This window comes from Campylobacter gracilis (assembly GCF_018374135.1).
In the GTDB taxonomy this organism is placed as follows: domain Bacteria; phylum Campylobacterota; class Campylobacteria; order Campylobacterales; family Campylobacteraceae; genus Campylobacter_B; species Campylobacter_B gracilis_A.
In genome coordinates this window covers 1-11,489 of record NZ_JAHAFS010000028.1, presented here as the reverse complement: position 1 = coordinate 11,489, position 11,489 = coordinate 1, and the positions used below count along the sequence as shown (strand labels likewise).

The window sequence follows — 11,489 nt, the reverse complement described above, 5'->3', positions numbered from 1 at the left end:
GGGGGGGGGGGGATTGTCGCAAATTTCATTCCCTTAGAAGCGGTGCCTGCCACGTAGAATTTCGCTTGAAAATTTTAAAATTCTAAAATTTAGCTTTTCAAATTTAGCCTGGCGCTCAAGCTTAGCTCTGCCGCTTTCTGATTTCGCTTACTAGCCGTCCGCCGATCGCGTAGTCGTCAGTGGATATTTCGTCTATCGTCACGACCGTGGTTTTTTCGCCCCTACCCAGCACGGCTACGAGGGCGTCGGTTAGGTCTTTTACGAGCTTTACTTTTTGTTCGCGACTTAGACCGCCGCGCTCTTTGGTGATTTTGACGTTTATATAGGGCATTAATTCTCCTGAAAATAAACGTAATTGTAGCCAAAATTTCGTCTGCGCGCCTAAAAGTGCGAAATTTTATGTTAAAATCGCCACAATCTAAATTTAAGGAGAAAATATGCCATTGTTAGATAGTTTTAAAGTCGATCATACTCGCATGAATGCCCCGGGCGTGCGGCTCGCAAAGAGCATGAGCACCAAAAGCGGCGATAAGATCAGCGTCTATGATCTGCGGTTTTGCCGCCCGAATTTAGAGATTATGAGCGAGCGCGGCACCCATACGCTGGAGCATCTTTTCGCTGGCTTTATGCGCGAGCATCTAAATAGCGCGGACGTCGAGATCATCGACATCTCGCCGATGGGGTGCCGCACGGGCTTTTATATGAGCGTGATCGGCGCGCCCAGCGAGAGCGCCGTCGCGGCGGCGTGGAGCGCGAGCATGAAGGATATTTTGGGCGTGGCCTCTCAAGCGGATATCCCCGAGCTGAATAAATTTCAATGCGGCACCTTCGCGATGCACTCGCTAGCAGAAGCTAAACAGATCGCGCAAAACGTGCTAAATAAAGGGATTGGCGTGATCAAAAACGACGAGATCGCGCTGGATCCAAGCAAGATAAAATAGTTTTGAAATTTAAGAGATAGTGCAAAATTCTAACGCTATCTCTTTGAACTCCCGCTCGGCTCGTGATCAGTATGTTACGCGCTATAAAAACATTATCGTAAAATGTGCAAAAATTCGAGGCGCAAAAATGCATATCTGCTAAAACAAGCCAGAGGCAACATCTATTTATAAGCCGATTTAGCTTTATAAACCGACTTGGCGCTTGCCGTAAAGTCTGCGTCACGCGAGGTCTTTGATAAAAGCTACGATTTGGCTTTAATCTGGGTAGCAAAAGCGCGTAAGCAAAGCTCATATCAAATTTAATAAATTTATCTAGCAGAGCAGTTTTAAATTTAGAGGAATTTTTAAAATTCCGTCTTAAATTAAAGCCGAAATTCTATCCGCAAATACCATGCTTATGCGCCTCTTACTTTTAGATGCGATCTCAATCCTCCAAAAAATCGTATAGCAAAACGAGAATTTAGAGTTTTTATTTAAGGTTACGTTGCGAGTTTGGCGCTTGAAATTTCACTTTCGCTGCACGAAAAGGATGCTAAAATTCCGCCGAAACCGCACCGGATGCGGTGAACTTCAAGGAGAGAAAATGCAAAGAATTTTTCATATAAAAGATGCTATTTGTAGCGACGAGCGAGCCGTAAAAACGACATTTTTTACTACAGAGGCCACTTGCAGCGCGGTTTGGATCGTCAAACGCGGCCAGGTCGTAGCGCCGCATATTCACCCCGGTGGCGATGACGTGTGGATCTGCTTAAGCGGACGCGGCGTGTTTTATCCGAGCAAGGGTGAGGAGGTGCCGATCTGTGCGGGCGATCTAATCATTTCCAAAAGCGGGGAGTGCCACGGTATGAAAAATACGGGCGATGAGGATTTTATGTTTGCAAGCGTTACGGCGCCGATTCCGTGCGGCTACGAAGCGCTTTGAATTAAAATTTGCCAGAGATTTTGTGGCATTCGTAAAATAAATTAGCGTCGCAAAGAGTTAAATTAGAATTTGTCCGTAGCGTTAAATTTCATAAATTTAGCCGCGCTTTTGTACAATTTCAAGTGCCGCGCAATCTGCGGCGAGATTAAATTTGAGGCAAAAGATGTATGAGGATTTTACGCAAGAGCCAAAGGATGAGCGCGCGCAAAAGAAGCGCAAAGCTAGGGCGCGCAAGGTAGAAGCAGATCGTAAGCCGGTGCGAGACGCGCCTCGGGGCATGCCGCTTTGGCGCAAGATCGCGCTTGGTATAACGTTTGCGTTCGCGGCTTTTAGCGCGCTCGCTCTGTTTGCGGTTATAAATTCCGCAGACGACTACTCGCCGCAAGAGCAGATCAAATACAGCGATTTTTATAAAAAAGATGGCGAAATTTACGCCCTCGTGGTGGGCGCGGGCTATTTTGCGATACCGAGCGCGGATGCGGCGAGCTTTCGGGTTTTGGATTTCGGCTCCGGCTACCGCTCTAACGTCGCGGCGGATAAAAACGCCGTATATTGCGGCAACATTGCAATGAGCGAGCTAGAGCCTGCGCGCACGAAGGCCGTAGCGTTCGGATACGTAAGCGACGGGCGAGTTAGCTACTTTTGCGACGGCGAGGCGGTACCTAACGACGCGCTGGGGGCGCTTAAGCTTACTTATGAAACCTTGGCGCATATTTTTTGGGATGCGCCCAAGCCGCAAAGCTACGTTTATAAATTTAAACGAATGGACGCTACGAATCTGCGCCAAATCGCGGGCGTGTATTACGCTGCGGAGGACTCGCGCGCGTTTTATAAAGGAGAGGTTTTGCCCGGCGCCGATGCCGCGAGCCTGCGCCGGATAGAGGGAAGCGACGGCAGGGCGAGCGGCGTTTATGCCGCGGACGGCACGAACGTGTATTTTAAAAACCTGCGCCTTGACGCGCGCGATAACGGCGGGCACTACGAACTTTTGAGGCAGCGGTTGAGCTATTTTTTGTGGGATGCGAAAGGTGACGACATTTTTGCGAACAATTTAAAATTTGACCCCGCCGCCGCGCCCTATACTCCGCTAAATAGGCAGCTCGCGCACTCAAACCATCTGCTTTTTGCCTCTCCAGGCGGCATCTATTATTTCGACGAGAACGACGGAAAGCAAAAGCATGCGGCAGACAATCCCTTTGCAGGCGAGATTCGAGCGCTTAGCGGCAGCGTATTTCAAAGCGGCGAGCGGCTATACTTCTTGGAGCGCGCGGATGTTTGGGGCGGCGGCCGCAGCACTCGCAGGCTGGTCGCTCGCAAAAGCGGGCTTTTCGCGCTCGAGCTGCCGCATGAGTGGCGCAAGGTCGGCGGCGTGCACGGCGGGCTATACGGCTGGGTGTATTCAAACGGCGGGCGATTTTTCTACTTCGATGATCTGGGCTCTTCGCAGCTGATAGATCGGTGCATTTATGAGATCAGGGATCTAGATTTAGTTGAAATTTTGCTTCAAAAACAGAGCTTCGGCACGGATAAAATTCGCGAGATGATAAAGAGCGGCGGGCTTGAGGCGGTGGACGGCGAGCTGCTTTTTGAGGTAAAGACGCGGGTGGAATTTTAGCCGCGATTTGAGCACAATTCGAGTGCAGAAAGCGCTGTTAAATTTTAAAATTTGATTTTTGCGTAAATTTATGAAATTTATGCGGCACTGCGGGCTTTGGCGCGAGCTTAGAATTTCATCGCAAATTCCTTTAGAGCGGGTATGCAAATTTCGTTTCGCGCCGTCGCGACGGCTCGCGAAATATTTTGTATCGGTCGTGATCTTTGCGTCGCGGCGTGCTTAGATAAGGCGTCGCCGTAAATTTTATTTTAGCGCTGCCGCTTTCGTAAATTTTCCTAGCAGCGCAGGCAACGCGGCGACAGAGCGTAAATTTAAAAGGCTGAAATTGCAAAGTTGCACGCATAAAATTTGCGCGCCGAGCTCGCAAGATAAAATTTAGCGGCTTGGATTCAAAAGCGCAAATATCTTACTCCGATATGAAATTTAACAGAGTGAATGCAGATCGAGCGGTGCGATCAAAGCGCCGTTTTGCAAACCCGCGAGCTTTAAGTGAAGAAAAATAAAGCGCTATTTTATAAATCCGCTTGCTACTACGCGGTCGCGCTCGTCGTAAAAAACCGCGAGCTGCGCCAGAGCGATGCCCGCTGCGGGTGCGGACAGTACGGCATGTACGCCGCCGTCCTTGCGAGGCGAAATTTTAACGGGGAGTTTGGCGCTGCGGTAGCGGATCTTAACGCCGAGACCCGCCATATTTAAAATTTCATCCCTGCTTAAAAAGGCGTTGAAATTTTCGGTGTCGAACTCGTAGGTTGCCAGCTCCTCCTTGCCGCCCACGACGATCTCGTTTTTGCTCGGGTCGATGCTTAGCACGAAGTGCGGCTCATGCGCGCCGTGTACCGTAAAACCGCGGCGCTTGCCGATCGTGTAGTGCATATAGCCCTCGTGAGTGCCGATGGCGTTGCCCGCGCGGTCGCGCACAATGCCTGGCATTTTGGTGCCCGTATGACGGTTCAAAACGTCGATGTAGGTGGTGTCCACAAAGCAGATCTCGCTGCTTTCGCTCGCAGAAGCGATCTGCGAAAGCTCCGCATAGGCGCGCGCGGCCTCTTTGACGTCCTTTTTATACATCCCCCCAAGCGGAAAGAGCATAAACTCAAGCGCGGCGGGATCGATGTTTGCTAAAAAATAACTCTGATCTTTGCTAAGATCTGCGGCGGCTTTTAAAAGCCCGTCCTCGATACGGACGTAATGCCCGGTAGCTAGACGCTCAAAGCCCTGCTCGCGCGCAAATTCCAAAAGCTTGCCGAGTTTTATACGGCGGTTACACAGCGCGCACGGATTTGGCGTAAGACCGTCGATATAAGCCTGCACGAAGGGCTCGTAAACATCGCGATTAAAATCATCCTGTAGATCCAAAATGTGGATTTTTATACCCAAAAACTCGCCCACCTTGCGGACTTTGGCAATGTTCGCCTCGTGATAGCCGGGCTTTGCGTGCAGCTTCATATAGCAGCCCTGCACCTCGTGGCCCGCGTCCTGCAGCAGCTTCGCGCACATAGAGCTATCCACGCCGCCACTCATCGCGACTAAAATTTTCATTCGTTCTCCTTACGTTGCACATCCGTTAAAATTTCATCCACGCTGTCGCAGAGCTTAAAATTTTGCAGATCGCTTTCGTTTATCGCGCCAGATTTTAGCAGTGAAGTGCGGAAAAACTCCATTAGCGGTGCGTAGAATTCCTCGTCGTAAAGATAGATCCGTGCGCGCTTAAAGCCCGTCTGCACCAGCACTAAAATTTCAAAAAACTCATCCAGCGTTCCAAAGCCGCCAGGAAAGATGACGAAAATCTCGCTGTTTTCGATGAGAGCGCCTTTGCGCGGTGCAAATGCCGAAAATTTCGCGCCCTGCGTCAAAAAGCCGTTGCTTTTTTGCTCAAACGGTAGCATGATGTTAAAGCCCACGCTGTGCGTCCTCGCCCTCGCAAATGCGCCTCGGTTGGCGCCTTGCATAATGCCGCCACCGCCTCCGGTGATGATCGAGTATCCTAAATCAGCGAGCCCCTCGCAGAGCTTTTGCGCGTCTTTTACGTAGCGGTTGTCCTCGCTAAAGCGTGCCGAGCCGAAGATTGTGGCGCTTTTGCCCACGTTTTTGAGATTGTCTCTGGCGATTTTGATGTCTTTTAAAATTTCTTTTAACTGCATGATTAATCTATCTTTTATGTATATTATTTAAAATTTTAGTTTTAAGAATAGCATTAAATTTTTAAAATTCCGTTTAAAAAGGCAGAATTTACGTGATTTAAAATCTCGTTGTAAATCATACTAGGTTGCTAAGCTTTCGCAAAAATCCGCCGACGCCGCGGTAAGCACTCATATCGATAGGCTCGCAGCCCTGCTTGCTTAAAAATCGCGAGACGCTCTGTCTAAGCGCGATCGTAGCGGGTGAAAACGGATAGTGCGAGTTAAAAAGCGCGCGATTTTGTGAGCAGATGGCTACTTGTTTGCAAAACGGCACAAAGCCTAGCAGTTTAAAGCCCAGCTCGCTTATATTGCGGTGCGCGACCGACTTTAGGTTGTCGTAGATCATCACGGCATCATCCTCGCTCGCGGTGAAATTTAGCAAAAACAAAACCTCTTTTTTGCTCGCCCCAAGCGTTTTTAAAAGCGCGTAGGTGTTGCTTATCGAGCAGGGTTCGTTCGCGCACAGCACGATATTTTCGTCGCCGATGCTCAAAAAATCTCCAAGATACTCAAGCCCCGCATCGATCAAAATAAAATCGAAGATTCCCGCCTCTTTTAGCTCGCTTGCGAAGTGAGCGGGGCTTTCGTGAGCCTTTGCGTTTGCGGAATTTCCGGCTTTTTCGGGATTTGATGAGCGGGCGGAATTTTTCATTTCATCTTTACTCGCGGAATTTTGAGAATTCTCGTCAGGGATTAAATTTTGCTTGGTGAAATCGTCGCTTTTAAAATTCTCTAGGCTTTCTGATTCTGTAAAATTCCATCCATCTTCGCAATTCTGCGGCTTTTTGGCTGCACAATTCGTAGAATTTTTTGTGGCGTTTTCTATCGAATTTAAAGCGGCGGAATTTTCTGAGTTGTTTTTGCCATCAGAGCTCGTGAGTTTTTGCGCGTAATTGTGCGAGCTGAGACTTTCGTCGTCTTGCGAGCTTTGCACGACGTAATTATCTGCGTTAGAGCTTGCGTTTTTGATAGAATTTTGCGCCATAGAATTCGCGCTATTTACAGAATTTTGTGAAGACGCGGGATTTTGTGAAGCAAGCGCGGGCGAAACGAGCGTTAAATTTTGCGAAATTTTTACTGCGACGGCGCTTGGCAGCGAAATCCTCTTTCTTTGCAAAGCGTTTAAAATGATCTCTTGATTGTTTAAATTTGGCGCTTCTATGATCGCCGTGCGGTAGCCCTGCTCGCTTAGAATTTCGGCGAAATTTGCTGCAATCACGCTTTTGCCAACCCCGCCCTTGGCGCTTAAAAAATTTACGATTTTAGTTTGCATATCAGTCCTCTTTTAAATTTCATCTCTCCAAGTGGCAAAATCACGCTTATGCGCTTGCAGGCACCCGGATGCGGCAGCACGAGCTGCTCGCAGGCACGCACCTTCGCGCTTGCATATAAAATATCCACGTCCAGCGTGCGTGGCGCGTTTTTGAAGCTTCTTTTGCGCCCAAATCGTAGCTCCGCGCGCTGCATAATTTTAAGCAATGTAAGCGGCGGCAGAGAGCTTTGCACGAGCATTACGGCGTTTAAAAAATCGGGCTGATTTAAAAAGCCGAAGGGCTTGTTTTTTAAGATCAAGGAATTTTGGGCTACGAAAAAGCGCGCGTCGCTTTGCAAAACGCGATAAAATCGCTCGAAGCGTCGCCTGACATCTCCTAAATTTCCGCCGAGCCCAAGTAGGTATAAATTTTTAAAATTTCCGCGCTCGTGGCGCCTCATCGGAAAAACGGCGCTTTTTACGACGCACAGCGCGTCCGCGCACTCGTAAAATCCGTTTTTCTTAAGTCGCATGTTTACCCGAGCTACTCTCATAAAATTTCAGCCCCGTTTTCGCGCACTACCACGACGTCCTCGATGCGCACGCCAAACTCGCCGGGCAAGTAAATCCCAGGCTCCACGCTAAAGACCATCCCCTCTTTTAGCACGGTATCTCCGCGCTTTGAGATGAACGGAAGCTCGTGGATATCGACTCCGACGCCGTGTCCGGTGCTGTGGAAAAACGCTTCGCCGTAGCCATACCTCGCGATAAAATCCCTAGCCGCCGCGTCGATCTCGCTCGCTTTTTTGCCAGGCATAACCGCCGCGATCGCTAGAGCTTGCGCCTCTTTTACGATCTCGTAAATTTCTTGCCGTTTGGCGTTTTTAAAATTTTGCTCCTTGCCGAAGTTAAAATTTTCGTCAAAGCACGCCGTGCGCGTCCTATCCGAGCAATAGCGATTAAATTTAACCCCCGCGTCAAGCAGGAGCAAATCGCCGTGCCGCAAACGCTTTTTACCGGGCAGAGCGTGCGCCTTTGCGGCGTTTTCGTTGATCGCGACGATAGGCAAAAAGCTAAGCGCGAGCTCGCCCTTTTTCTTGAAGATGAGCTCGGCGTTAAAAAACAGCTCCTCTTCGCTCATGCCTTCGCCCTCGGCGCGCACGAACGCGGCAAATTCGTCAAACCTTTCCGCGCCTAGCTGCGCCGCTTGTTTTAAAATTTTTATCTCGTCTTCAGTTTTTATTATGCGCGAAATTTGCGAAAAATTCGCACGCGCCTTAAATTTTATCCCAAGCCCTTTGCTCAGCGCTTCCCACTCACCCGCGCTAAAATCGTACGGGTTATAAACAAGCTCGCGGACGCCCATTTTTCTCAAAAATAGCCGCGCATCTTTTATCAAATTTCGCTCGACCTCGATCACTTCGGTATCTTTGCAAAGCTCGCGCGCCTCGATGCTATAACGCGCATCGGTGAGGAAAAATTTGCGCCCCGCGAGACTCAAAAATATCGCGTTGTCGCAGCTGTATCCGCACTCGTGGTAAACGGCATTTTCGTCCTTTAGGATAAAATTTTTCAAATTTATCCAGTCCTACTTGGCTTTCTGCTCAGCCCTGGCGGCTTTGATCTGCTCAAAAATTTGAATCATTCCGATCATCGCCAGATGATATCCCACAGGACCGAATCCGATGATCTGACCCGCTGTTACGGGCGCTATTAGACTTTTTTGTCTAAGCTCCTCCCTGCGAGCGATGTTTGAGATATGCACCTCGATCACGGGCAGACTGACTGCGGCGAGCGCATCGCGGATGGCGAGCGAAGTGTGCGTGTAGGCGGCGGGGTTGATGATGATGCCGTCGCAGGTACCGAAGCACTCTTGGATCTTATCGACGATCTCGCCTTCGAAATTGCTCTGGAAAAACTCGATCTCGTTGCCACTCTGATCGGCGACCGCCTTCATCTGCTTATGGATGTCTTCCATCTTCATAACCCCGTAAATAGCGGGCTCGCGCATACCAAGCATATTGATATTCGGTCCTTGAATCACCATAATTTTCATTTTTGCGTCCTTGCTTTGAAATTTAAGCAAAAATTATAACCAAAGCGAGCTTATTTTTTACTATGGCGCCAAATTTACCCGCTCAAACCCAAACGATAAAATTTTATCTCTAAATTTAGCGTGAAATAGAATTTTATGCTAAAATCACGCGCTGTTTTAAATAAGGAAAACGATGAGAATTTTAAGGGCGAAGTGGGTTCTTGTCTGCGATGAGAATTTTAAAATTTTAAAAGAGGGCGCGATCGTCTTTGATAAAAAGATAATAGAGGTCTGTGCCTTTGCGAGCGCGGCGCGCAAATATCCGCAAGCCAAAATTTTGGACTTTAGCGGCGACATAGCGATGCCTGCGTTTATAAATCCGCACGTGCATTTGGAATTTAGCGCAAACAAAGGCATGCTGCGCTACGGAGATTTTTTGGATTGGCTAGGCAGCGTCATCGCATCAAGGCAGCAGCTTGACGCCGCAGCGCGCGGACGGCTGATTTTGGAGCAGATTGCCGCGATGATGCGAAGCGGCGTGGGCACGATCGGCGAAATTTCAAGCTTCGGCGGCGAGGCTGAAGCTTGCGCGCAAAGCGGCATTAGAACCGTGTTTTTTAATGAAATTTTAGGCGCGAGCAAGGACGCTGCGGCGGAGAATATTTTGAAATTTAAAGAGCGATTTGAGCGCGCGAAGACGCTCGCAAACTCGCTTTTTATCCCCGCTGTGTCGGTGCACTCGCCGTATTCGACGCACCCGCAGATTACGGAGTTTGCGACGAAGCTTGCCCGCGAAAACGGGCTTGCTATAAGCACGCATTTTATGGAAAGCGCGTATGAGCGGCAGTGGCTGCGCACGGGTCACGGTAAATTTAAAGCCTGGCTTGCTAAATTTAACCCAACACCCGCGCCTTTTTACTCGCCGCAGAGCTTCGTAGCGCATTTTAGCGGGCTTCGCACGCTCTTTACGCATTGCGTTTGGGTGGATGATTTTAGCATCTTTGATCCGAAGTTCCACTCGATCACGCACTGCGCGCGCTCCAACCGCCTGCTTAGCAAAAAACGGCTAAGCTTTAAAAAGCTGCTCGCAAGCGGGCTTAATTACAACATCGCTACCGACGGGCTTAGCTCGAATTTTAGCCTAAGCTTTTTAGACGAGCTGCGCGCAAATTTAATGATGCATGACGAGCTGGGTTTGGTAGATCTAGCGCGAGCGCTAATTTTAGGCGCGACGAGAAACGCTGCTGCGGCACTGGGGCTAAATTTGGGCGAGCTGAGAGCCGGCAAGCTCGCCGACATCGCCGTTTTTGAAGGCATTGATTGCGAGCAGAGCCAGCTGGCGCTACAGCTCATTTTGCAGAGCAAAAACGCAAAATCACTTTTTATCGAAGGAATGAAATGCAATTTATAAAAAATATCTTTGCGCCGATCGGCGCCGTGCTCGGGTTTATCAACAAATACTTTAAATCCCTGATTTTTCTGCTTATTTTGTTTTTGATTTTCGCAGGCGGCGAAAGCGCGCAACAAAAGGGCGCGAATCTCGCTCAACTTTCGCTAAACGGCGCGATAATGGACGATAGCGAAATTTTAGAAAAGATCGAAGCCCTGAAAAACGACGAGGCGATCAAAGGAGTGCTCCTGCTGATCGATAGTCCTGGCGGCGCGCTAAGCCCGAGCGTGGAAATTTCGCTGGCCATCAAGTCTCTAAACTCGCGCAAGCCGGTCGTCGCCTACGCCAAGGGCACGATGGCGAGCGGCAGCTACCTAGGCGGCGTGTGGGCGAGTAAAATTTATGCAAATCCGGGCAGCTTCATCGGCTCCATTGGCGTGATTATGCAAGGCTTAGACGTGAGCGAAGCGGCAGCTAAATTGGGGTTTGCCGAACAGATCGTCAAAGCGGGCGAGCTCAAAGAAGCGGGCACGATGATGCGAAAATGGAGCGATGCGGAGCGCGCCAGTCTGCAAGCTCTGGTGGATGAGAGCTATGAGCTATTTACGCGCGAGGTGGCGCAGGCTCGCTCGCTGGATCTTAGGAAGCGCGATACGTGGGCGAATGCGCGAGTATTTTTAGCTAGCGGCGCCAAAGGCGTCGGGCTTATCGACGAGGTGGGCTCTTTAGAGGACGCTAAGAGCGCGCTCATAAAGGCTAGTGGCGTAGCAGATCCGATCTGGCAGGAGCCCTCGGCGTACGAAAAGATGATAGATAGGCTAGCAAATAAAAGCGAGAGTTTGGTGCGCGGTGCATTCGGCGTGAAGCTGATGGCGTATTAGAATTTTAGAAATTTCGTAGAAATTTTAAAATATGAGGGAATTTTAAGAGCAAAATTTTGTATGTAGAAACATACTGGGTTTGGCTACTTTTAAATTTCCTCGCTTTTTCATTCGGTCTTTTCTTTAAAATTTTATCTCTTTATGAATTTTTTCTTCGTTTAAGAACTCCTCATTTTTCTACTAATTATTCAGCCCCCTTTAAGCATCGCTCTTGTATAATCACAATTCTGTTTCGCACCGAGCCGAACCTGCTTTCTTAACTCTTAAGTCCTA

Annotated in this window: 12 protein-coding genes; 5 read left to right on the top strand and 7 right to left on the bottom strand. The window is 49.2% G+C overall.

Annotated elements, in window-relative coordinates; translation table 11 throughout:
- Window positions 1–121: 121 nt before the first annotated feature.
- A complete protein-coding gene (locus KH703_RS09750; RefSeq protein WP_304295696.1) occupies window positions 122–331 on the bottom strand; it encodes a 4-oxalocrotonate tautomerase family protein in 210 nt (69 codons plus the stop codon).
- Window positions 332–437: 106 nt separating this feature from the next.
- Between KH703_RS09750 and luxS the strand changes: the two genes are divergently transcribed.
- From luxS to KH703_RS09735, 3 genes are all read left to right on the top strand, one after another.
- Window positions 438–941 (top strand): S-ribosylhomocysteine lyase, encoded by a 504-nt coding sequence (gene luxS, locus KH703_RS09745; protein WP_304295694.1) that lies wholly within the window; start codon window positions 438–440, stop codon window positions 939–941.
- Window positions 942–1,524: 583 nt separating this feature from the next.
- On the top strand, window positions 1,525–1,863 hold the full coding sequence (locus KH703_RS09740; RefSeq protein WP_304295692.1) for a cupin domain-containing protein: 339 nt from the start codon (window positions 1,525–1,527) through the stop codon (window positions 1,861–1,863).
- A gap of 163 nt (window positions 1,864–2,026) precedes the next feature.
- Window positions 2,027–3,478 carry a DKNYY domain-containing protein gene (locus KH703_RS09735; RefSeq protein WP_304295691.1) on the top strand — a complete coding sequence of 484 codons (1,452 nt, stop codon included), beginning with the start codon at window positions 2,027–2,029 and terminating at the stop codon, window positions 3,476–3,478.
- A 507-nt stretch (window positions 3,479–3,985) separates the two neighbouring features.
- Here the strand turns inward: KH703_RS09735 and mnmA are convergent.
- The 6 genes from mnmA to aroQ all read right to left on the bottom strand — a co-directional run bounded on the left by mnmA (window position 3,986) and on the right by aroQ (window position 8,966).
- Window positions 3,986–5,017: a tRNA 2-thiouridine(34) synthase MnmA gene (gene mnmA / locus KH703_RS09730; protein WP_304295690.1), complete on the bottom strand. Its 1,032-nt coding sequence runs from the start codon at window positions 5,015–5,017 to the stop codon at window positions 3,986–3,988.
- Window positions 5,014–5,619, bottom strand: a complete 606-nt coding sequence (locus KH703_RS09725; protein WP_298026996.1) for a TIGR00730 family Rossman fold protein — start codon at window positions 5,617–5,619, stop codon at window positions 5,014–5,016. The genes mnmA and KH703_RS09725 overlap by 4 nt, the downstream gene beginning before the upstream one ends.
- Before the next feature lie 115 nt (window positions 5,620–5,734).
- A complete protein-coding gene (locus KH703_RS09720) occupies window positions 5,735–6,931 on the bottom strand; it encodes a P-loop NTPase (RefSeq protein ID WP_304295688.1) in 1,197 nt (398 codons plus the stop codon).
- Entirely contained in the window at window positions 6,913–7,464 is a 552-nt protein-coding gene (gene folK, locus KH703_RS09715) for a 2-amino-4-hydroxy-6-hydroxymethyldihydropteridine diphosphokinase (protein WP_304295686.1), read from the bottom strand. The genes KH703_RS09720 and folK overlap by 19 nt, the downstream gene beginning before the upstream one ends.
- Window positions 7,461–8,486, bottom strand: a complete 1,026-nt coding sequence (locus KH703_RS09710; RefSeq protein WP_304295684.1) for a M24 family metallopeptidase — start codon at window positions 8,484–8,486, stop codon at window positions 7,461–7,463. The genes folK and KH703_RS09710 overlap by 4 nt, the downstream gene beginning before the upstream one ends.
- Window positions 8,487–8,498: 12 nt before the next feature.
- Window positions 8,499–8,966 (bottom strand): type II 3-dehydroquinate dehydratase, encoded by a 468-nt coding sequence (gene aroQ / locus KH703_RS09705; protein ID WP_005869936.1) that lies wholly within the window; start codon window positions 8,964–8,966, stop codon window positions 8,499–8,501.
- Between the two features lie 172 nt (window positions 8,967–9,138).
- On the opposite strand from aroQ, the gene KH703_RS09700 reads away from it, so the two are divergent.
- Window positions 9,139–10,356 (top strand): metal-dependent hydrolase, encoded by a 1,218-nt coding sequence (locus KH703_RS09700; protein WP_304295680.1) that lies wholly within the window; start codon window positions 9,139–9,141, stop codon window positions 10,354–10,356.
- On the top strand, window positions 10,344–11,216 hold the full coding sequence (gene sppA, locus KH703_RS09695; protein WP_304295677.1) for a signal peptide peptidase SppA: 873 nt from the start codon (window positions 10,344–10,346) through the stop codon (window positions 11,214–11,216). The genes KH703_RS09700 and sppA overlap by 13 nt, the downstream gene beginning before the upstream one ends.
- The last annotated feature ends 273 nt before the right edge of the window (window positions 11,217–11,489 follow it).

What these genes read in the sequence shown, in the direction of transcription:
- KH703_RS09740 (WP_304295692.1), top strand. Translation starts at nt 1,525, where the DNA reads ATGCAAAGAATTTTTCATATAAAAGATGCTATTTGTAGCGACGAGCGA.
- luxS (WP_304295694.1), top strand. Translation starts at nt 438, where the DNA reads ATGCCATTGTTAGATAGTTTTAAAGTCGATCATACTCGCATGAATGCC.
- folK (WP_304295686.1), bottom strand. Translation starts at nt 7,464, where the DNA reads ATGAGAGTAGCTCGGGTAAACATGCGACTTAAGAAAAACGGATTTTAC.
- KH703_RS09720 (WP_304295688.1), bottom strand. Translation starts at nt 6,931, where the DNA reads ATGCAAACTAAAATCGTAAATTTTTTAAGCGCCAAGGGCGGGGTTGGC.
- sppA (WP_304295677.1), top strand. Translation starts at nt 10,344, where the DNA reads ATGCAATTTATAAAAAATATCTTTGCGCCGATCGGCGCCGTGCTCGGG.
- KH703_RS09735 (WP_304295691.1), top strand. Translation starts at nt 2,027, where the DNA reads ATGTATGAGGATTTTACGCAAGAGCCAAAGGATGAGCGCGCGCAAAAG.
- mnmA (WP_304295690.1), bottom strand. Translation starts at nt 5,017, where the DNA reads ATGAAAATTTTAGTCGCGATGAGTGGCGGCGTGGATAGCTCTATGTGC.
- KH703_RS09725 (WP_298026996.1), bottom strand. Translation starts at nt 5,619, where the DNA reads ATGCAGTTAAAAGAAATTTTAAAAGACATCAAAATCGCCAGAGACAAT.
- aroQ (WP_005869936.1), bottom strand. Translation starts at nt 8,966, where the DNA reads ATGAAAATTATGGTGATTCAAGGACCGAATATCAATATGCTTGGTATG.
- KH703_RS09750 (WP_304295696.1), bottom strand. Translation starts at nt 331, where the DNA reads ATGCCCTATATAAACGTCAAAATCACCAAAGAGCGCGGCGGTCTAAGT.
- KH703_RS09700 (WP_304295680.1), top strand. Translation starts at nt 9,139, where the DNA reads ATGAGAATTTTAAGGGCGAAGTGGGTTCTTGTCTGCGATGAGAATTTT.